Raw genomic sequence first — 21,859 nt, forward strand, 5'->3', positions numbered from 1 at the left:
CTGCTCGAAGTAGGTGAGCGGTTTCAGTACGTCTTTCTCTATTGTTACCCGAATCTTGGCTAATGGGAAAAAAGAAGCGTCAGCAGCGAAAACAACTCGTAGCTTTTTGCTGAATTGATCGGAAATATCCTCCAAAAATGGATTGACCTGTTTTAATAGAGATGCTATTGGTAATTTCAAGGTGCCCTGTTTAAGGAGGGTGTCCACCTCTTGGTCCGGAACGGGAAAGGCAACCCCACCTTCGTGCCAAAAGTTGAGGAAACCGAACAAGGCGTAGGTGGCGTAGGTTTTCCCGGTATTGTTTTCCCCACAGATGATCGTAAAAGGGCCTGGCTCGAATTCCGCATAGCGCAACGGACCCAGGTTGCTGAGGGTGATTTTGACTCCATTCATGGCCCGAGACCCGCACTTTATCAGAGTTCACCTGTTTCGATTCGGGCAACAGTATTTCAAAACCATTCTAAAAATCAAGACGGGAGACCTTCCCCCTCCCCAAGCCCCTTGCTACCTGTTAAACTCGCTATTGCAACTGGGAATGTCTGCCATTGGATGGAGCAAGTCGATATGGCGTCCTACGGATACGCCTTGCGCATGGAAGATCAGCCGCTGGTGCTGGTCAGCGGTGCGCTGCAGGAGATGACCCAACCCTGGGGGGGAGCGGAGGCCTGGTGGATCGAGGTCTCCCGCCGCATCACCCTGCCCGCCGCTACCCAATGTCCCATCTGCAACATGGCCCAGCTTCTGGGCGAGTGTACCGTGGCGCTGCCCCTCAAGGGCCGGGCCGACAGCGGCCTCGCCTACTTCGAAATCGCCTTCAACGGCCATTCCCACGGACTTTCCGGCGCGGAAGGCGCCGATCTGCTCATCGTGCGCGATGCCTCCCTGATGCAGCAGGAACTCAACGCCCTGCGGGAGTCGGTGCGCACCTTCGAATCCCTGTGCGAAACCATCAGCGAAGTCTATTTCAACGTGGACCGGGACGGGCGCATTCGCTTCATCAGTCCGGGTTGCCACCGGTTGTTGGGCTATCGTCCCCGGGAGATGCTGGGACGGCGTCTGGTGGAATTCTGCGTCGATCCCATCTACTGGGATGAACTGCAGGAGATCCTGCGCGTTTCCTCACGGGTCGAGGATTTCGATGTCCTGCTCTATTGCCGTCAGGGCCACCAGTTGCCCATCTCCCTGAACGGTCGTCTGCTGCTCGACCAGGCGGGCAAGCCGCGTGGCATCGAAGGCTCCATGCGGGACGTCACCGAACGGGAGCAAATGGATGCCATGATGGCGGAGCGCACCCGCAAGATGCAGGAGAGCCTGGCGGAACTCGGCCACCAGAAAGTCGCTCTGGACCAGCACGCCACCCTGCTGATCACCGACGCGGACGGCCATATCACCTATGCCAACCGCAAGATGGTGGAAACCTCCCAGTTCACCCAGGAGGAGTTGCACGGCGCCAACCCACGGGTCTTCAACGGCGCCTACCACCCCAAATCCTTCTTCAAGGAGTTGTGGCGCACCCTGACCTCCGGGCACATCTGGCGGGGGGAGATCTGCAACCGCCGCAAGGACGGCCTGCCCTTCTGGCTGGAAATGACCATCGTGCCCTTCATGACCCCCGCCGGGCGGCCGTTCCAGTACGTTTCCATCGGCACCGACATCACCGGACGACTGCAGGGCGAAGCCCGTATCGCCTCCTCCCGTGACTTTCTCACCCGCATCACCGACGCCATGGGCGAAGGCATGTACTGTCTCGACCTCGAAGGCCGGGTCACCTTTCTCAACCGGTGGGCCGAAAAGCTCCTGGGCTGGAAAGAGGCGGAGGTGCTGGGACGCAATCTGCACGATGTCATCCACTTCAAACGCCCGGACGGCACCCTGGTCACTCCCGAGGAGTGTCCGGTGCATCGCTCCCTGCTGGGACGGGTCTTTCGCATCGACGAAGACTTCTTCATCCACCGTGACGGCCAGATGCTGCCGGTCTCCTACGTGACCACCCCCCTGATGGAAGGTCGCGAGATCGTGGGTTCGGTCGCGGTCTTCCAGGAGATTTCCGGTCGGCTGACGCTCGAAAAGGATCTGCGTCAGCAGCGCGACAACGCGGTGGAGGCCTCCCAGCTCAAGTCGGAATTCCTGGCCAACATGAGCCATGAAATCCGCACCCCCATGAACGCCATCATCGGCATGAACGATCTGCTGCTCGATACCGCCCTCAACAACGAACAAAAGGAGTTTTCGGAGATCATCAAAGAGTCGGCGGACAGCCTTCTCTCGCTGATCAACGATATTCTCGACTTCTCCAAGATCGAAGCCGGCAAGATCGACCTGGAGGAGATCGACTTCACCCCGGTAACGGTGGTGGAGGGGGCCGCCGAACTGCTGGCCTCCCAGGCCCACGCCAAGGGGCTCTCCCTGATGACCTTCGTGGCCCCGCGAGTACCCCGGGTGCTGCGTGGCGATCCGGGGCGCTTGCGCCAGATGCTGCTCAACCTGATCAGCAACGCCGTCAAGTTCACCGAAGAGGGCGAGGTGGTGGTGCGTTGCGAGCTGGAAAGCGAATTTCCGGGGGAGATCCGCCTGCTCTTCAGTGTCTCGGATACGGGTATCGGGCTGTCGAAAAAGGTGCGCAGCCGTCTGTTCCAGCCTTTCACCCAGGCCAGCGACACCTCCCGCAAATACGGTGGGACCGGCCTGGGGCTGGCCATCTGCAAACGGCTCGTGGATCTGATGGGCGGGGAGATCGGCGTGGAAAGCGTGGAAGGGGAGGGTGCGCGTTTCTGGTTCGCCCTGCCGTTGCGTCGTTCCACCCTGAAAACCGCCGAAGAGAGCGACAAGCTCAATACCCACTCCTTGCAGGATCTCTCCATCCTGCTGGTCATGGACCAGGCCTCCGATCTGGAAATACTGACCGCCACCCTCACCTCCTGGAAAACCCGCTGCTGCGGGGTGATCGGGGCTCAGGCCGCTCTGGCCGCCCTGGAAACCGCCCGGCTGGAGGGGCAACCCTTCCATTTGATCCTGGTGTCGGAAGAGGTGGGCGACATCCCCTGCCTCGATTTCCCGGAAGCGTGTCGCGCCAGCGGCATTACCAACGGCACTCCCATGCTGGTGCTGGCCGATTCCCACGACAAATCCTGGGAAGAGCAGGCGCGTCAGGTCGGCTATCAGGCGGTTCTGGTCAAACCCGTGCGCCAGTTGGAACTGGTGGAAACCCTGATCGGGGCCGTTGATCCCGCCTCGGTGATGCCGTTCGTCGAAGCCTTCGTCCCCTCGGAGAACAAGGAAACCACCACCATTCCACCGGCACCGGATGCCTACGATGCCTTGGAGTCGGGCAAACTGCTGCTGCTGGCCGAGGATAATCCCGTCAACCAGAAGGTGGCGGTGATGCAGCTGAAAAAACTGGGTTATGCGGTTCACGCCGTCTCCAACGGCAAGGAGGCGGTGGAAGCCGTCTCCCACCTGCCCTACGCCCTGATTCTCATGGACTGCCAGATGCCGGTCATGGACGGCTTCGAAGCCACGCACGTCATCCGGCGCATGGATCGGGCCTCCTCGCGGCACATTCCGGTCATCGCCATGACCGCCAACGCCATGAAAGGCGACCGGGAGCGCTGCCTCAAATCGGGCATGGACGACTACCTCAGCAAACCCGTCTCGCCGGAGGAGTTGCGCAAAAAGCTGGAGTATTGGATTCCCAAAAGCGCCTCCGACATGCCGCCCATCGACATCACTCAGTTACAGCAGTTGTTTGGGCACGATGAGGAGGTTATCCGGGAGCTGATGCGCCATTTCATGCCTTCCGCACGCGAACTGCTTGACAAGTTACGGGAATGCGGGCATCAAAAACAGGCACAGGATCTCGTCGAGGCGGCCAATGAACTCAAGGGGGCCTGTTCCAACATGGGGGCTTCGGTAATGACCCGGCTGGCCCGCCGGCTGGAACAATCGGCTGCCGCCGGGGATTGGCAGGAGGTCGACTCCTCCCTGGAAAATCTGGAGCGGGCCTACCGCCGGGTGGAAGCATTCGTGGAAGACTTCTAGGAGAAGGTTGGGGGCTGAAAGGGGTATGCACGAGGATACCATGTCCGGTGGGGGTTATCGCGGCGGAGAGGGCGGACAGTTCCGTCTGACGGCATCCGCGCGTCTGGAGATTCTGGCCTGCTGCGACCGGCTGGCGCGTACCATTCTGAGCGGGGAGCAGAAGGCGTTGGTATCGCGCATCCGCCACCTTCTGGTGGAGGAGGGCGAAGAGTGGAAAAGGGAGCCGCCGGGCCATCGGGAGCGCGTCGGCGCGGCAGCCAACGGCAACGCCTTGAGACAGCTCTCCATCCTGGTGGTGGAGGACAATCCCCTTACCCAGAAATTGATGGACCGCCTGCTGGGCATGCAGGGCCATCGGGTCATCGTGGCCACCGATGGACAACAGGCCCTGGAACGCATGCGTTCCCAAACCTTCGATCTCGTACTGATGGATCTGGGCATGCCGGTGATGGATGGATTCCAGGCCACCCTGGCCATTCGCGATTTGGAAGCCCAGAAGGGGCTGCCCCATACGCCCATCATCGCGGTGACGGCCCGCACCGATCCGACGGAACGGGATCGGGTCTTGCAAGTGGGCATGGACGGTTTTCACGATAAACCGATCCGGGCTGAACGGCTCTTTGCCGAAATGGATCGGGTTCTGGACGGACGTGGCGAAACATCGCCGGGGTCGGAGTCGGCTCCGGCCTCGCCCCGTCCGGGGGATTCCCCCGAACTGCAGGGCCTGGAGGAGGGGTTGGAAGGCCCCGATTTTCCCTTCCTGATGCAAACCGTCTCCAACGATATGGAACTGGCCCGCGAGGTCATCGAACTCTATTTCACCGATGCGAACCGCCATATTGAACGCATTCGCAACGGCATCGGGGCTCGGGATGCCGAGGAGGTATTGGATGCGGCCCACAGTTTCAAGGGGGCCTCTTCCGCCCTGGGGCGCACGCGGGTCTATTTCCTGGCGCGAGGACTGGAGACCATGGGCCGCTCGGGAGATCTTTCCCGGGCCGGCCCCGTGTTGGATCGCCTGGAAGAGGCCCTGACGGTACTGAATGTCAAAACCCGTACCTGGTTGGCCGAGCAGGTGCGTTGACCGCAATAGATGTTTGAGCAAAAGGGAAGACGATCGATGGTGATGCAACCGTTTCAAGGCTGGCGTCCCTTGCCGGCCCTGGCCGCCGATGTGGCCTCTCCGCCCTATGACGTGTTGAACCGTCAGGAGGCAGCCCGCATGGCTGCTGGGAACGCCCGTTCTTTTTTGCATGTTTCCAAGGCGGAAATCGATCTGCCCGACGACGTTGCCGCGGACGATGTCCGGGTTTATGCCCGGGCGGGGGAGACGTTCGCCGCCTTTTGCCGGGAGGGCGTGCTGCGGCGGGATGAAACCCCCTGCTTCTACGTTTACGGCATGAGCGCCCCCGGTGTGGAGCAGACCGGACTGGTGGGCGCGGTTTCCGTTGCGGCCTATCTGGACAACCGGGTGCGCAAACATGAACACACCCGCCCTGACAAGGTGCAGGATCGTACCCGGCTGGCGGAAGCTCTGGGGGCTCATACCGGACCGGTTCTGCTGGTCAACCGCCGTCACGCCGCCTTGGAGTCCCTGCTGGCCGAATGCCGCACCGGTCCCGCCGAACTGGATGTCATGGCGCGGGATGGGGTGAGGCATCGTCTCTGGGTGGTTTCCGAGGCCGGGCGGGTCAGTGGTCTGGCTCAGGCCATCGAAGAAGCCGGCGACCTCTATGTGGCGGACGGGCATCATCGCAGCGCCGCCGCTACCGCCGTCTGTCAAAGCCGGGTTTCCGCAGGGCATCCCTGTCCCGACGAGGCCCCCTGGGGACGTTTCATGGCCGTCTGTTTCCCGGATCACCAGATGCGCATTCTCGATTACAACCGCGTGGTCAGGGATCTGCACGGCCACTCGGTGGAAGGGTTTCTGGAAGCCTTGCGGCAATCCTTCGAGCTGGAGGCCTCGCCCCGGGCGGTCAAGCCCGTGGAAGCGCATTGCTTCGGCATGTTCCTGGCTGGGAAATGGTGGCGTTTGCGCCTGAAAGAGTCACTGGCACAGGAGAGCGACCCCGTGGCCGCTTTGGATGTCAGTCTGCTCTCCCGTCATGTGCTGGAGCCGCTGTTGGGCATCACCGACCCCCGGAGGGACTCGCGCATCGACTTCGTGGGAGGAGCCCGGGGCACCGCCGGATTGGAAGCGCGGGTGGTTTCCGGAGAGATGCAGGTGGCCTTTTCCCTGTTCCCCACCGGGTTGGCCGATTTGATGGCCGTGGCGGATGCGGGTCAGGTCATGCCGCCCAAGTCGACCTGGTTCGAACCGAAGCTGCTGGATGGACTGGTGTTGCAGACTTTCTGATCAGGAGACGGGAGAGCGATACCCCTCGCTCTCCCGGCCCCCTCACGCCCCGCCTTTGACCTGCACCCTGCCCGAAAGATATTCGCGCTGCCGCCGGGTGATGTGGGCTCCGAGCATCTCCTGCAACTTGGCCTGTTGCAAGGTGAACATGGTGGCCACCCGGATACGGTGGGTGGGATCGGGATCCTTCAACATGACCACCTTGGCCAGGGTGCGAAAATCCTGATAGGTCTCGTTGTCCGCAGTCAGTCGCAGGGAAACCATGAGCAGGTGCCCCACCTTCAACTCCCGGCGATGGGTGCGAAAGGCGATGCCGGTGGTGGAAATGTTGACCGGATAGGTGATCAAGGTGTCCATGGGATGGTCACGCGCTTCGGGGCGATCCTTGATGCGCCAGTTGACGGCATTCAGTTCACCGCCCAGCAATCCCAGACGTTTTCCCCAGGCCGCATCCACCTCTTCCAGTTGCCGCAACCCCTTTTCCGTCTCCTGATGCATCAACTGATGGAGTTGCGCCTCTTCCTGGCGTTTGTTGGGATCGGGTTCGGAAAAGACCGCCCATTCGCTCTTGCGATGCTGCTCGGCGCGGCGCTTGATCAGATTCAGACAGGAGAGAATGCGAGGCGCCACGTCCCGCTGTTCGTGCAACAGATCGGTGATTTCGAACAACTGCCGGATCATTTGCAGGTAGTGAGCCTGTTCTTCGGGAAAGTTGGCGCGACGGAAGTAGAGATCGAGTTGGTGGCGGTACCAGAAGAGGTACCGTTCCGCATTGGATTTGCGGTGACGCGCCTTGGCCAGTCGCTCGTCGATACGATCCAGCAGTGTCTGCTCCTCCTTTTCCATGGGCAGCAGGGGAAGTCCGCGTTTCTGGTAGGCCAAAAAACCGGTTTCCAGAAAGCGGAAATCCTCTTCGCTGACCTGCAACCAGGCAAAGGGAATCTCGTCGTTGACTCGAAAGTCCCGCCGCCGGTTGGCCTCCGCAACGCTGGCCGCAGACGGTTCATCGGGTATGATCAGGTGCATCGGCTGATCGTCGGCGCTTTTGGCTGCGGGCGGTTGTTGCAGAAAATCGCTCTCTCCGGGTTTGGAAGGGGGCAGGTCCACGGTGTCGAAAAGGGGCTCTTGTCGCTTGAGAGAGCGCTTTCCCGGCTGTTCTTCCATCTTTTCCTCCCTGGGTGGGGGTCGAAGCATCGTCTCGGGGGTCGGCGTGACAGCCGGTCTTTCCCTGGTAACGGCCATTCGGGGCAACGGGGCTGGTTCCGCGAGCAGCGGAACCATTTCGGCCCGGAGAGCCGGCGGATTGGCGTCGTTCGGGTCGACCGGACGGGGAATCCGGGCAAAAAGGCATTCCGCCAGGCGGGCGCCTTGGGCATTGGGAGGGAAAAGACGCTCGATGCGGGCAAAACAACGCATGAAGACCGGTGCATCGGAAAAGAGTCCGAAGTGGGCCTCCAGGCAGTCACCCGGCTTTAAGTCCGGTTGATTGCTGCGAAAGCTGAAGCCGTTCGGGGAGATGGCCGTCACCCGGTCCTGCGGAGCGTTTTGCACGGCCTGATGGGGATGCGGCAGGGTCGAGGCCAGAAGTTGAACCAGTTTATGGTCCAGAGCCAACATGGAGCGCATCATCGGATGGCCCAGTCGCGGTCCCCATTGGGCCAGCAACGGACTCTCCTTGTCCACCAGCGTGTAAGCCCCCTGCAGATAGTGGGGGCGCATTGCCGGCAATAAATGCGATTTGGCATATTGACGGGTAATGGTGTGCAAATAGGCTGAAGTACACTTCTGCCACCAGAAATAGGCGGGTACGAGAACCGTTTCGTCCCGGTCGGTGGGCGGTGACGGGTTGTTCACTGTCCGTTGGACACCTCGCAGAGGGAATGTGCCGAAATCGTATCAGCCTTGTCGGGAGCCGCGCAAGAGTTCCGCTTGGCGCTTGAAGATGTATTGAATGATGCGTTCCCGGTCCAAAGACATGATGGGTTCGAACCGACAGGCCACCTTGTCGCGGTTTTGGCGATTCTTGGCGACGATGGCCACGACGCGGGAATAACATTCGAAGGAGGCCAGCGTATTGTTGGACAGGGCCAGGCGCATCTCCAGGACATCCCCCACCGCAAACGGTGGATTCTCCTCCCAGAAGGCGATGCCGCCACCGCTCATGTTGACCTCGGTGGGAATCATCGGCTGGGCATCCTGGCCCGGATGAAAAAGGCGGATCATCAGGTTGAGCTTCATGTCGAGCCGGGCCAGAACGGCGGCCAGCATGGGATCCTTGCCTTCCAGTTGTTTCAGGGTGGGGGCTACATCCATGGTGGAGAGAAACTTCTGAATGGGATCTTCCGACGGCAGGGCCCGAAACCTGGTGAAGTGTTCCATCACGGCGGCGTGGGCTTCGGGAGTGATGCGCTTCCAGGCCAGGGGCAGAACGTCGTCTACCCGCACGAATTCACGTTTTTGATCGGAGCCGGGGGAAGGTGGGGATTCGGGCATGGCGGTTCAGTGTCCCGAAGTGGGGGCGCTCTCTGCGACGCGGGGGGCGGAGGAGCCACGGCTGATGAGGATATCCAGGCGTCGTCCGGCGGGATTCTCGCCTTGACCTCGGGTTTCCATGCGACTGGCTTCGACACCGTTGGCGGCCAGAACCTGGGCCACGGAAGAGGCGTAGGCGGAAGCCAGGGCCCAGGCGTTGGGGAAACGCCCGATCATCTCCGGGGAGGGTTTGTCGGCATAGGCGATGATGCGCACGTTCTGCGGCAGCGTGGCGAGCAGCACGGCCAGTTGTTGCAACAGCGGGCCCGCCTCGCGACGAATGGCCAGGGTGCCGGCATCGAGCAGCGAATCGACGGGCCATTGCACCAGCAACCCCTCTTCGTTTTCAACCAGGGTTCCGCCCACCTTGGGGTTGGCGGCCAGCAGTTGGTTCAAACGCTCGCGGATTTTGACCAGATCGACCTCCAGTTGCCACTCGTTGCCCGAAGGCGCGACGACCGGTGTGGCCGCTCCGTGTCCGGCGGGCCGGTTGGCCAGCAGATAGAGCAGCACGGCCACCATCACCAGAACCACATTGACGAAGGTGGCCAGAAGGTGGCGCGACGAGGAGGAACCCGGCAGGGAAGCGGCGTCGTTCATGGGGCGTGGCAAAACCTCGACTGGGCGTCACTCATGATTTGACTTCCCTCAGCCGGGGTGGCAGCGCCGCCTTGAGAGCGGCCTGGAGCAGACGCGGATTGACCCCTTTTTGAATGCCGATCATGCCGTCGATGATGACCCGGCGCACATGCTGCTCCTCCAGACTGTAGTTGGCCAGTTTGGCGGCCAGCGGATAGGCGAACAGATGGGCGATCAACGCGCCGTAAAAGGTGGAGACCATGGCCGTGGAGAGGGCGGCCCCGAGGCTGGCGGGGTCTTCCAGGCCCCCCACCATTTTGATCAGTCCGACGACGGTGCCCAGCAGTCCGAAGGCAATGGCCGATTCCCCCAGACCTTCCAGGAGGATCCGCCCCCGATTGTGACGCTCGCCGAGGTATTTGACCTCCATGTCCAGCACATGTTCCAGAAATTCGGGGTCGGCGCCATCAACGCAGTGATTCACCGCCTCCTGAAGGAAGGGATCGTCGGATTTCATCTTTTCCAGCGCCAGAATACCGTTCTTGCGGGTGAAGTTGGCCATCTCGACCAACTGTTCAATGACGGAAAGCATCTTCGGCTGTTTCAGGAACAGGCACTTGCGCAGGACGGCGACGGCGTTGTTCACTTCGTCGAGGGGATGCCTCACGAAGAGAGTGGTCACGCATCCCCCCACCACCAGGAGAAGAGCCGTGAGATCGACGAAATGGCCGAGATGCCCCCCCCAGAGGATGGAGCCGAGGAGGAGCAGCAGACCGCCTGTGATGCCGATGATGGTTGCCAGATCCATGCTGATCCGATCCTTTCCCAGGTTTACGGACGCCCTTCCACTGTTTGGTTATCCTGACATTATATCACGTCTTGTGGCGTCGTCGAGATATGCAGCATGGTTCATGCCAGTCTCAAAGCCTCCATGGTGGCGAGGGAGGGATTTTGCACCACGCCGCGTTCCGTGATGATGGCGGTAATGAGTTCGGCGGGGGTGCAGTCGAAGGCGGGATTGCGCACCGACACGCCGAGGGCGGCGATGCGCTGCCCCAGACAATGGGTCACTTCGTCCGGAGCGCGCTCCTCGATGGGGATGGCGCTGCCGTCGGGGCAGGCGAAATCGATGGTGGAGAGGGGCGCAGCCACGAAGAAGGGGATATTGTGGCGTTTGGCCAGGACGGCATGGGTATAGGTGCCGATCTTGTTGGCCACGTCGCCGTTGGCGGCGATACGGTCCGCGCCCACCACAACGGCGTCGATATCCCCTTTGGACATGAGATATCCCGACATGCTGTCGGTGATCAGGGTGACGGGAATACGATCCTTGAGAAGTTCCCAGGCGGTGAGGCGGGCCCCCTGAAGGTAGGGGCGGGTTTCGGTGGCGTAGACCAGGACAGGGCGGTTCTGCTCCCGCACGGCGCGAATCACGCCGAGTGCGGTGCCGTATCCTGCCGTGGCCAGAGCGCCGGCGTTGCAGTGGGTCATGATGTGCAACGGTTTGCCCGGTTTGACCTCGATGAGGAGATTGGCCCCGAGTTGACCCATGGCGCGGCAGGAGGCGATATCCTCCAGGCGAATGGTTTCCGCCTCGCGCAGCAGACGGGCGGGCACCTGATCGGCGGGGGTGGATTCCAGCAAGGGGCGCAGGCGCTCCACGGCCCAGGAGAGGTTGACGGCGGTGGGGCGGCTGGCCAGCAGGGTGGCCAATCCGGGCGCCATGGCGTTTTTCCAGGCTTCGGCGTCGGGCTGCGGGGCCAGCCGATGCGCTTCCACGGCCACACCGAAGGCGGCGGCGCAGCCGATGGCCGGGGCACCCCGCACCACCATGGTGCGAATGCCCTCGGCGACTTCGGCGGCGGAGTGGTACTCCAGGTAGACTTCGCGGGAGGGCAACAGCCGTTGATCCAGCATCACCACCCGGTCCTTGCGCCAAACGGCCACGTCGAAAACACTCATGCGGATTCTCCTGAGCAAATTGCAAAACGGCGATGCAACGGGGCTTGATGATCGTATCTGTTCAGGTATACGGGGGTTCGGGGGGGATTATCCCCGCCGACGGGTCCAGGGCAGCGCCCCGGGACTTTTGCTGTGGACGTCCAACCCCATGGGGTCCAGGGGACACCCCTGGGACTTTTCCTTTCGCCGTTGACACGATCATGCCGCTCAATGCGGGGGGCTGAATCGTTACGGAAAGTCAAAAGATAGAGCATTTTCTTTTTTTACTTTCTAAAAGATAACATATTGAAAGTCAAATAATTAAAGGCGTATCAGTTTTACAGATCCTTCTCCCGTGGCGCGAAGGCGGTGATGACGGCCCATTCCCCGTGGTGATGGTTGGTGATGGCGACGAGCCCTGCCTTGCCGCAGGCCTCGATCAAGGGGTGCGTCTGCTCCTGGAGGATGCCCGAGAGAATCAGACAGCCGCCGGGTTTGAGCAGGCCCGCCAGGGAGCGCGGCGGGCAGGGATCCTTCAGGCCGTGCAACATCTCCTGCAGGGCGTTGGCCAGAATATTGGCCACGATGGTATCGTAGCGCCCTTCGGGAAGACAGGCGGTGGTGCGCACCGACACGCATCCCGGAGAGGGTTTTTTGGCCAGCCGGTTAGGCCCCAGATTGGCTTCGATGTTGGCTTTGGCCACCTTCACGGCGTGCTTGTCGATTTCGGTGCCCAGAACGCCGGAAGCGCCCAACAGCATGGCGGCAATGGCCAGGATGGCCGACCCGGTGCCCAGGTCGAGGGTATAACCCAGTCCCGGAGGATGAAGCGCCCGTTCTTCAAGCGCCGCCAGACAGCCCTGGGTGGTGGGGTGACTTCCGGAGCCGAAGGCCATGCCCGGATCGAGGCGAATGACGTGCGGCGGGTGGTCGGGCGGCAGTTCGCACCAGGTGGGGGCGATCAGCAGGCTTCGGCCCACGGCAATGGGCTGCAGATCCTCTTTCCAGGCCTCTTCCCAGCCGTCGTCGGCCACATTGGCCCACAGCGGATCGGCTGCGATGCCCTCCTGATTCAGCAGCGCGATCAGCTCCCCGCCCAGCCGATCGGAATCGACGCGATTGCCGAAGTAGCCCTTGACCCTGGAGAGGGCGAAGATCTCCCCCGGCGTGACCACCAGGGGGGAACCGAGAATCTCCTCGATGACGATGGCCTGAGCGCCGAGCCGTTCCAGGGCGGCTTCCACCCGGGGAACGTCGTCGCGCTGAGCCTTGATTTGCACTTCCTGCATGGGCAACCTTTCCTTGATTCGGACCATTTGGCCTATTTTAGCAGCCCATCAGGCTGCAGGCACGGGAGAACGCACGGCATGGAACTGGCTTTGTTCGACTTTGACGGCACCTTGACCAAGAGGGATTCGTTCATGGATTTCCTGCGCTTCGCCGTGGGACCGGGACGTTTTGTTTTGGGAGCCCTGTGGCTCTCTCCGGTTCTGGCGGGCTACGGCCTGGGGTTGATTGCCAACCAGCCGGCCAAGGAACGGGTTTTAAGCCATTTTTTCCGAGGCTGGGCGGTGGAGCGGTTTCGAGAGGTGGCGCGGCGTTACGCTTTGGAACGGGTGCCGGAGCTGCTGCGCGAGGAGGGGTTGCGGCGGGTGCGTTGGCATGTGGCCTCGGGGCATCGGGTGATTCTGGTTTCCGCCTCAATCGAGGATTGGCTGGCGGCCTGGTGCGAGCGGGAAGGGGTGGAACTGCTGGGCAGCCGGCTGGAGGTGGTGGCGGGCCGTGTCACCGGACGTCTTGCCGGGGCCAACTGTTACGGGGCGGAGAAGGTGGTCCGCATCCGGGCGGTATTGGATCCTTCCGCCTTCGAGCAAATTCACGCTTACGGGGACAGCGCCGGGGACAGGGAGATGCTGGCTCTGGCCCATCAGCCCCATTTCAAACCGTTTCCCTGACGTTCAATATTTAATCTTTTAAATATCAAAAAAAGAAAATGTTCTAATCTGTTGATTTTGATTATTTTTTATTTAATTTTTTTAAAAAATAAAAAATAATTAATTCAAAGTCAAAGGACAGAACATTTCTTTTTTTTGATTTTTAAAGGATAACATATTGAAAGTCAAAGGATTGATCTGGTTTCATCCCGAAATTTCTCTTGCATGAATCGCGTGACAGGGCCGGGCAGACCGTTGCCCACTGTTTGGCCATCCAGACGCACCACCGGGGTGACATCGGTGGTGGTGCCTGTCACGAAGAGTTCCTCAACTTCCAAAGCCTCTGCCATCGTGAAAGCCTCCTCCCGAACCGGGAAGCCCTCCCGGCGACAAATCTGCAGAACCACCTGACGGTTGACGCCCGACAGCACGAGGTGATTGGCCGGATGGGTGAACAGCACCCCGTCCCGCACCCCGAAACAGTTGGTGTGGCTGCCCTCGGTGATGCGCCCGTCGCGCACGAAGAGGGCCTCCCTGGCTCCCCGGTCGATGGCTTCCTGATGTGCCAGGATTGAGGCGGTGAGGGCGGTGGTTTTGATATCGCAGCGCAGCCAGCGGATGTCGGCAACGCTGACGGCGGCGATGCCCTGTTGCATCTCCTCGACCTTGGAGGAGAAGGGTTTGACGAAGGCAAAGCAGGTGAGGGCGGTTTCGGGGTTGGGAAAGGCGTGGGCTCTCGGGGCGACGCCGCGACTGATCTGCAGATAGAAGAGGGCGTCCTGGCCGTCGAGGTTGTTCAACCCCAGCAAGGTATCGGCGATCTCGGCAAGGGGGGGCAGGGTGGTCTGGTTGAGACGCAGAAATTGGGCCCCCCGGTCGAGTCGGGCCAGATGTTCTTCCATGCGGAACCAGACGCCCTGGTAAGCCCGCACGGCCTCGTAAAGCCCATCGGCAAAGGAAAAGCCTCTGTCAAGCGGCGAAAGCGCCAGTTGGGAAACCTCCCCGAAGTGTCCGTTGAGATAGGCCAGCACGTTATTTTCTCCGAAAGGGAGTTGACAAGCCAATAGAAGTATGACAAACAAGCAATCCGGGTCAAGTTGTAATTATGTTATAAAAATTTAACCGAAAAAATTTGACACAAATCTGTTTCACGAACGATTGGCGTAAAGGGTGCGGTATCAATATTAGATGTCTGGCATGGTTTAATTTTTGAATGTCAATGCTATAGGATATACAAAAAAACCAAATCACCTCTTAAGTTATAAATATATTTCATCGGCAGATTATTTTTGAGGAATTTAAGCTAAAAACTTGCGCCCAAATTAACGTCCAGGTATGTTTTTCGAAAAGCAGGGAAAAAGTCACCTACGAATAACTTAATTTAGTATGTGTTTGACGAATGCCGAAATACAGGCTAACATCCTTGCAAAATGAGGGTGACGACATGCTGCTGAGCGATGCTGTAAAAATCATAGTTGAAAACATCAAAGAACTAAACCAGAAGATCCTGGCGGAAGCGGCTTCAGTTAACCAGGGGCAGCTTTCACGCTGGTTTAATCATGGTACTGACTTTTCGCAAAAAAGCAGAGGAAGAGTTATTTCAGCTCTAGTTAGATTGATTGACGATCTGGCTGAAAAAAATAAAACGGATTATAGGGCTAGATTTTCCCGTGAATTGGCTCTCATCGAAGCTTCCGAGGACTACAAAGCCCTGGTGTTGGCTCCAATGCAGCTCGATCCGGAAAGCCCCATCCCGGCGGGAAACCCGGTTTGCATGCATTTGCCGTGCTGGGAAACTCTGAAGCGGGAGTTGGATCTTCCTCCCTTGCGTGCAGCGATTGTTGGTGGGGTCAAAACCGGGAAGAGTACCCTCCTCGAAAGGGCCGAACAGTATCTGGAGCGCAAGGGGCATCATGTGTTTCGGATTGATGCCAAGGTTTTCAATAGCCAGACTGAAAGCAACTTTTTCGTCTGGCTGGACCAGGTATGTCGCGTTCAGCTTCCGAATACGGCGCGTTTTTCCGTTCGCCTGAAGGCTTCCGACAAGCTGGCCGAGTGGCTTGAGAAGAACATACTCAAGAATTTAAAAGAAGATCAATCATGTACTTTTTTGATTGATCATATTAATAAACTTAATCAGGTAGTTCTTAAAGATCTTTCGTTCGGTCTTCATGAAATTCTTGGCAGTCAAGGTAATTTAGGAGCGGATGTTGGCCTTCTCGCTGCCTATGATGAAACGGGGGGTTGGATTTATGATTTGTTAGGACCGGCAAGCTTCTTTTATCGCCAGTTGAGAACGATATCGGTTTTGCCAGTTCCCGAATCGGAGGTTGAAAAAATCATAAATATAATATGCAACAATAAAGAAGACCAAGCAACACTGGTTGATGGTGCTTGGGAGTATTTTCAAGGCCACCCCTACTTGACTTTCCGATATACCCGCCTGCTTGCCGATGGAATGCTTCCTGATGAGGCGTTGGCCCTGCTGGCCCCTGTAGCGCTGGAGCAGTTGGTGAAGCCCCTGCTGGCGGCCTTGGGGTATAAGCCTGATCAAGCAAATGGGAGCGGTGAGTTTGATAATCCTGCAAAGAAGTTGATCGATGCACTGGTGGGGCCGAAAACCCGTCTTGGCGCGAATCGGGCCATGGTCTGTCAATGGCTGGTGGATAGCCGGTTGTGCCGCTGGAATGGGCAAAACCGGGATTTTTTGATCCCGTCTTCGGAGTGGCTTTCTGATCGGTTGCGGGAAGGTCTGGCCAAAGCATAAGCCATGTCGGACAACTCCGCCAAACCCAAGCCCTTTTTTGCCGGCAGCGCCATCGACGACCGGCGTTACGTTTATGTGGAACGTGCGGCGGATGAGCGACTCTTTCGCATGCTTTCCGAGGGTTTGCACTGCAATCTGCACGCCGGTCGGCAAAGCGGCAAGACGAGTTTGATGCGCAAAACGCGCCGCCGTCTAGAGACTCAAGGACATTTCTGCTTGGAAGTCAACCTAAGCCTCTTTTTCACCAGGGGAAGTTTTTCCGAAAGCCTGCTGCTGGTCGTGGAAAAGATTCTTGAGGATGGCAAAAAGGCCCTTCCGGAGTTATCCCGGCGCTTGCCGGCGCGAAAAATGGAGAGCCCAGCCTCCTACTGGATTCGCCTGTTGAAACGGTTGGGCAGTCTGCTCAGCGGTGGCAAACGCCTCTATCTACTCCTGGACGAAGTGGACAGCATGACGGTCCACAAACAGGGGGAATTGGCCGAACTCTTTTTGCGCATGCGGGAGTTCTTCCAGAGCGACACTCCGGCCTCGCGGGGAGTGGTGCTGCTGTTGGTTTCGGTACTGACCCCCATGGAAATGTTCATGGACTACAACACGGGAGGAGCCACGGCCGCCTACTGGCAGAACGTTCCCCTGGAGCTTCTTCCCAATACCCCCGAGGTACGTTTGCAAATGGCGCAACAGGCCTTTCCGGGGTCTCCCTTTCAGGAAGTGGACGACCTCCTCTTTCGACTGCTGAACTTGACCGGTGGGCAGCCCTTCCTCACGGCTCAACTGGGAATGGAGTTGCAGAGGGAGGAGGATCCGAGCGGTTACTGGCCGCTTCTGGAAAAAGAGGTCTTGGTGGAACCCAGACGATTGGTGGGCAATCACCTGCAAGGCATGGACAAGCAGTTGACCGACATGGGTTCACGGATCTTTTCCCTGACGCAACTTTATGTCCGCATTCACAAGGGGGAGGAGACGGTTTTCGCCCGCGACGGGTTGTCGGCGGCGGGATCATTGGAAAACATCGGACTGGTGCGCCGGAATGCCGATGGCAGCTTGCGGGTAGCCAATCCCCTCTATCAGGCCCATTTGACGCCGGAATGGGCCGAGGCTGTGGTGAAACAGTATGAACAGAGGGCTTCGGCCAAAGCGGCCCCCCTTCACGCCCCCAGCCTGCCTCGTCGTATTGCTCTGATCCATGTGGGTGGAACCATGGGCATGGTCACCGATGGCGGGCGTTCCAGCTTCGAAGGAGCCCTCAACCTGATCGATTCCTTCATTCAGGAGGAGTTGAATCGTCTGGCCCTAGTGGAATCCATCGCTAAATGGTCCCTGGACGGTATCAACGTCACCCCCAAAGAATGGGTGGAAATTGCCAAATGGATTGATGAGCATCGCAAGGAGTTCGACGGTTTCGTCATCGCCCACGGTACCGATACCCTGGCCTACTCGGCTTCCGCCGTGGCCTTCATGCTGGGCCGTGGCCTGGATCGCCCGGTGGTCTTTACCGGGGCCCAGACCACCATCGACCAGTTGCATGGCGATACCCGGCAGAACTTCTATCGTTCGGTTTACGCCGCTGCCAACGACAAGGCCATTCCGGAGGTGCAGATCTGTTTCGGGGATCGGGTCATGCGGGCGGTTCGGGCCGAAAAACGCGACGACCGCACCTACGACGGCTTCGACTCCCCCGGTTGGCCCCACCTGGCCCGCATTACGGAAAATTATCTGGTCAACGAATTCGCCATGGACCGAACCAAGGGACCGAACACCCCCTATCTCTTTCGACCTTACATTGCCGACCGCCTGCTTCTGATCACCCTGGCTCCGGGAGTGCGCCCCGATCCTTATCGCGAGATTCTGCATCTTTCTCATGACCGTGGAGAACCCCTGGACGGCATCCTGATCACTACGCCGGGATTGGGTAACATTCCCAACCGGGATCCCTTCAACTTCCGCAATCTGATCGGGGATGCGGTGAGTCTGGGAACCCCGGTGCTTATTGCCAGCCAGGTGCCCATCAATCCCTATACCCAGAACCAGTATGAGATGGCCAGCGTTCCGGCCCAGTACGGTGCCATTCCGGCAGGCAACCTGACCCTGGCAGCGGCCTTCACCAAGTTTGCCTGGGTGGTGGGGTGCGTCAATCGGGAGTGTCGTCCCCCGGACAGGATGGAAGAAATCAAACGGCGCATGCGCACCATCTTTGTCGGCGAAGAGGGCGAATACGGCGAACAGTTGGATCGGGCCAATCGCCAATCCTCACTCTTTCCAGTCATTCTTGCAGGAGATACCCATGTCCATTGAACCAGTGGCCTTGACGGATTTGGAAAAAGACGACCGCATCGACGAAGTCATGCGCTTTTTTTCCCAAACCCTGAAGCAGGAGAGCGCCTTCGCCAAGTTGAAGAGTGAGCAACAAGAGGCCGTCAGTGCCATTCTGCAATCCCTGACCAAGATGCGTTTCGAAAATATCGCCTCTTTCCAGCAGGTAGCCTCCAGTCAGCTCAAAACGATCGCTCCTGAACTGGATCGCTACGTTCCTATTGCCATTGATAACGCCAGAGGAATGTTGAGCGAAAAGCAGGGGGTGCTGGTTATCTACACCGGGGGGACTATCGGGAGCGCCCCCAAGGATCCGGATGATCCCGAAAGTCCCCAGGTGGTCAAGCCCTGGAAAGATCTGAAAAATGCCGGTCCCATGCTGGGAGCCTTGGGCTACCCCGTGGACGCGGTGGCCTTCGTCGATCCCCTGGATTCCTGTAATGTCGGTCCTCCGCACTGGCTCGCCATTCTGCGCATCATTCAGGCCAATTACAGCAAATACTCCGGTTTCGTGGTGTTGCATGGCACCGACTCCATGGTCTATACCGCCTCGGCCCTCTCCTTCATGATGCTGGATTTGGGTAAGCCCGTGGTGATCACCGGATCCCAAATTGCGGGCATCGTCAATCCACGCAACGATGCCCACCAGAACATGATCACTGCCATCATGTTGGCCAATCCTGAAGCCAACAATCTGGAAATGATTCCGGAAGTAATCATCTCGTTTGGGAATATTATTATCCGGGGGTGTCGGTCAAAAAAGATGAATGTTATTGAGTATCAAGGTTTCGACTCCCCGAACTACCCTCGCCTTGGCAAGGCGGGGGACCACATCATGATTGAGCGCAAACACCTGCGCAAAGCCCCAGAATTAGATGTGGAGTTTATGGAAGATATGGATACCAACGTTATTATCGTGGAAGTCTTTCCCGGGATGCAGCACTCTCCAGTATTGGCAAATATTCTCAAAGATTCAAATTTGCGCGGGGTGGTTTTGAAAGCTTATGGTGCAGGAAATATTCCCACAGATCCACCTTTTCTCAATCTTTTTCGTGACTTTATTGACCGCGGAGGTGTGGTGGTCTGCACCACCAGTTGCCCGGCGGGGGAGGTGGTCATGGGACTCTATGAAACCAGCCAGGTACTGGTGGATAGGGGCATCATCGGTGGCTTCGACATTACGCCAGAGGCAGCTCTGTGCAAGCTCATGGTCCTACTGGGAAAATACGGCAACGATATTAACTCCGTAAAGAAGTTTATGCAGCAATCCATGGCTGGGGAACAGCGTTTAAGCCTTGAAACCTCAGATTTGCCAGGCAAAAAGACGTTGACCCAGGGCGCAAGTCCGATTGAGATTTCAGGAAATCTCAACAGTGTTGCTGATCCGGAGCGTATTGACCGGGTCATGCTGCGCTTCAAAAATGCGCGACTGTTTAGCGGAAGTACCGACCCTGACCACCGGGTTACCATTAAACTCTTCAATGATGGTGAAACCAGGGAGCATGGGGAGAATTTTCTGGGGGCCTTTCCTCGCAGGCAGGTTCCAGCAGGGGCCTTGGTTCAGGACGAAAGCACAGGAGAAAGCTTGGCAATCGATCTGACCCTAAAGAAACACCTCTTTTTAGCCAAGCAGAGTTCCGCCAGGGATAGGGCCAAACAGAAGGTGCGCATCGGTATTGCCCTGGAGGGGGATGCGGGCGCCTCCTTTGCCTGGGAAGATGCCGAACTCAACATCTACACCATGGAATAGCGCGTGGGCGCCCTTTCGCTTCAGGATGTGGAGGAGATCCCGCAGCGGGTGCAGCGCACGCTGACCTTTCTTCGGGAAAACCGGGTCTGGCATGTGGTCAGCCGCAACTCTCCCGCCACCAGTTGTCAGGATGCCGCCAATCGCCGCTTCCGTTTGGGAAAGGTAGGTATCCCGCTTTACGATGAGATGAAGTCCCTGCATTTGGAGGGCTGCTTTCCGGGAGGGGAGCGCCACTTTGTGCTGCTCCACTGTCGCGCCCATGCCCGTTTCGATCTGCAGGCGGCAGAGAGGATGCTGGGGGTGGAACGCCCCCTGCAACGCCTCACCGCCGAGGAACTGTCGGGGCGCTTCTCGGCGCGTTACGGAACGGTCAACCCCTTCTCCGAGGCCGCCGGGACCATTCAACTCTTTGACGAGGATCTCCTCTCCCGGTACTCCCCGCCCCATTCGGTGATGACCAACGCCGGTGATCTCACCTGGGCCGTGGAGTTCCGTCCGGTGGAGGTCATTGCCGCCCTGAAAAACCATGCCTTGCGAGTGGAGGTGGCCCGCATCACCACCTCCTCGGCGCGTAGCCACTCCTTGCCGGTATTCGGCATCATTACCGGCAACGGCCCGGAAAGCGGCATGTCTTTGTGGAAACTGACCAACCGTTATGTTCATGCCCAATTGACGGGTGAAGGGCGCATGCACGGGGATCTGACCTATCCTCGGGTACATATCCACTCCATTCCCGAAATGGGCCTTTCCATGGAGTTGATCGAGCGGGAGGAGGAGGTTTGGGCGGTGATTCGCCAAACGGTGGAAAGATTTATCGCCGAAGGGGTGACCCATATCGCCATCGCCTGCAATACCACGCAATACTTTGCCCATAAGATCCGCGAACTCTGCGAACCCCAAGGCGTCACCTTCGTCGCCCTGGCGGAGGTCATGGGCGAATACCTGCGCAGCAATAACCTGACCGAGGACGTTACCATCCTGGGTATTCCGGTGGTGGCAGAACTCGGTCCGCGCAGCGCCTTTTCCCCCCTGAAGGAGCTGGGTCTCCAGCCGGTGCGAGAAGTGGCCAAGGCCCATCTGGAAGAACTGGGCTACATGGTCAAACGGTTGGAAGCCGATTTGCAAGACACCAAAGCCCTCAACAAGCTCATCCACATCGTGCGGGCAGGGGTTCCCACCCGGCGCGTCATGATGGCCCTTACCGAAATATCCGTGCTATTGGAGCGTTTCCCCCGCCTGCGGCAGCGCATCGCCGACAAAGAGATCATCGATACCCTGGATACCTACGCCAAGGCGCTGGCCCGCATCTACCTGAACGCCCTCCCGACCGAGACCTTCGACGACCTCTCCCAGTGGGATTGAGTTTCTTTGCCCCGATTGTGAGATGTGATACTCACTGAAAAATTTAGTCCTAAATTATTACGTTAAATCCGAGTAACAACCTGTTCCGACCAAATTTCCCGAAATCGTGTTTGTTAATTTCGGAGTATTACTATTAGAATTGAAGATCGCCTTTACGCTTGCTGTCAATATTAATAATTTAATATATTTTGGGTAACGCTTTTCAAAATGGTAAAAAGGAACCATCGAGTTCACCTCAAGGCGGCGGAGGAAGGGCGATGGGCAACGGATGGCATGCTGGTTTATTG

General features: G+C 58.6%; 16 protein-coding genes. 8 read left to right on the forward strand and 8 right to left on the reverse strand.

Annotated elements, in window-relative coordinates:
• A partial coding sequence (locus HQL56_04135) for a hypothetical protein (protein ID MBF0308700.1) occupies window positions 1-393 on the reverse strand: 393 nt, incomplete at its 3' end.
• Window positions 394-564: 171 nt separating this feature from the next.
• Between HQL56_04135 and HQL56_04140 the strand changes: the two genes are divergently transcribed.
• The 3 genes from HQL56_04140 to HQL56_04150 are packed head-to-tail and all read left to right on the forward strand — an operon-like array spanning window position 565 to window position 6,394.
• Window positions 565-4,038, forward strand: coding sequence for a PAS domain S-box protein (locus tag HQL56_04140; protein MBF0308701.1), 3,474 nt, complete (start codon window positions 565-567; stop codon window positions 4,036-4,038).
• A 25-nt stretch (window positions 4,039-4,063) separates the two neighbouring features.
• Window positions 4,064-5,122: a response regulator gene (locus HQL56_04145; GenBank protein MBF0308702.1), complete on the forward strand. Its 1,059-nt coding sequence runs from the start codon at window positions 4,064-4,066 to the stop codon at window positions 5,120-5,122.
• Window positions 5,123-5,158: 36 nt separating this feature from the next.
• Window positions 5,159-6,394: a DUF1015 domain-containing protein gene (locus tag HQL56_04150; protein ID MBF0308703.1), complete on the forward strand. Its 1,236-nt coding sequence runs from the start codon at window positions 5,159-5,161 to the stop codon at window positions 6,392-6,394.
• A gap of 42 nt (window positions 6,395-6,436) precedes the next feature.
• Here HQL56_04150 and HQL56_04155 read toward each other — a convergent pair whose 3' ends face one another.
• The 6 genes from HQL56_04155 to HQL56_04180 form a co-directional block, all read right to left on the reverse strand.
• A complete protein-coding gene (locus tag HQL56_04155) occupies window positions 6,437-8,248 on the reverse strand; it encodes a hypothetical protein (GenBank protein MBF0308704.1) in 1,812 nt (603 codons plus the stop codon).
• A 42-nt stretch (window positions 8,249-8,290) separates the two neighbouring features.
• Window positions 8,291-8,887, reverse strand: a complete 597-nt coding sequence (locus HQL56_04160; GenBank protein ID MBF0308705.1) for a PilZ domain-containing protein — start codon at window positions 8,885-8,887, stop codon at window positions 8,291-8,293.
• A 6-nt stretch (window positions 8,888-8,893) separates the two neighbouring features.
• Window positions 8,894-9,526 (reverse strand): OmpA family protein, encoded by a 633-nt coding sequence (locus tag HQL56_04165; protein MBF0308706.1) that lies wholly within the window; start codon window positions 9,524-9,526, stop codon window positions 8,894-8,896.
• 31 nt (window positions 9,527-9,557) lie between these two features.
• The gene (locus HQL56_04170; protein MBF0308707.1) at window positions 9,558-10,313 is read right to left on the reverse strand and encodes a MotA/TolQ/ExbB proton channel family protein; all 756 of its coding nucleotides are present in this window, start codon (window positions 10,311-10,313) and stop codon (window positions 9,558-9,560) included.
• Between the two features lie 101 nt (window positions 10,314-10,414).
• Window positions 10,415-11,467, reverse strand: coding sequence for an S-methyl-5-thioribose-1-phosphate isomerase (gene mtnA / locus HQL56_04175; GenBank protein MBF0308708.1), 1,053 nt, complete (start codon window positions 11,465-11,467; stop codon window positions 10,415-10,417).
• 317 nt (window positions 11,468-11,784) lie between these two features.
• Window positions 11,785-12,735: a 50S ribosomal protein L11 methyltransferase gene (locus HQL56_04180; GenBank protein ID MBF0308709.1), complete on the reverse strand. Its 951-nt coding sequence runs from the start codon at window positions 12,733-12,735 to the stop codon at window positions 11,785-11,787.
• A 78-nt stretch (window positions 12,736-12,813) separates the two neighbouring features.
• On the opposite strand from HQL56_04180, the gene HQL56_04185 reads away from it, so the two are divergent.
• Window positions 12,814-13,401: an HAD family hydrolase gene (locus HQL56_04185; protein ID MBF0308710.1), complete on the forward strand. Its 588-nt coding sequence runs from the start codon at window positions 12,814-12,816 to the stop codon at window positions 13,399-13,401.
• A gap of 164 nt (window positions 13,402-13,565) precedes the next feature.
• On the opposite strand, the gene HQL56_04190 is transcribed toward HQL56_04185, so the two are convergent.
• A complete protein-coding gene (locus tag HQL56_04190; protein ID MBF0308711.1) occupies window positions 13,566-14,408 on the reverse strand; it encodes an aminotransferase class IV in 843 nt (280 codons plus the stop codon).
• Window positions 14,409-14,824: 416 nt separating this feature from the next.
• On the opposite strand from HQL56_04190, the gene HQL56_04195 reads away from it, so the two are divergent.
• The 4 genes from HQL56_04195 to HQL56_04210 are packed head-to-tail and all read left to right on the forward strand — an operon-like array spanning window position 14,825 to window position 21,572.
• The gene (locus tag HQL56_04195; GenBank protein ID MBF0308712.1) at window positions 14,825-16,147 is read left to right on the forward strand and encodes an ATP-binding protein; all 1,323 of its coding nucleotides are present in this window, start codon (window positions 14,825-14,827) and stop codon (window positions 16,145-16,147) included.
• A gap of 3 nt (window positions 16,148-16,150) precedes the next feature.
• Entirely contained in the window at window positions 16,151-18,442 is a 2,292-nt protein-coding gene (locus HQL56_04200; GenBank protein MBF0308713.1) for an asparaginase, read from the forward strand.
• Window positions 18,432-20,210 (forward strand): asparaginase, encoded by a 1,779-nt coding sequence (locus tag HQL56_04205; GenBank protein ID MBF0308714.1) that lies wholly within the window; start codon window positions 18,432-18,434, stop codon window positions 20,208-20,210. The genes HQL56_04200 and HQL56_04205 overlap by 11 nt, the downstream gene beginning before the upstream one ends.
• 3 nt (window positions 20,211-20,213) lie before the next feature.
• Window positions 20,214-21,572, forward strand: a complete 1,359-nt coding sequence (locus tag HQL56_04210) for an aspartate/glutamate racemase family protein (GenBank protein ID MBF0308715.1) — start codon at window positions 20,214-20,216, stop codon at window positions 21,570-21,572.
• Window positions 21,573-21,859: the final 287 nt, after the last annotated feature.

This window comes from Magnetococcales bacterium, from assembly GCA_015231925.1.
Taxonomy (GTDB): domain Bacteria; phylum Pseudomonadota; class Magnetococcia; order Magnetococcales; family JADGAQ01; genus JADGAQ01.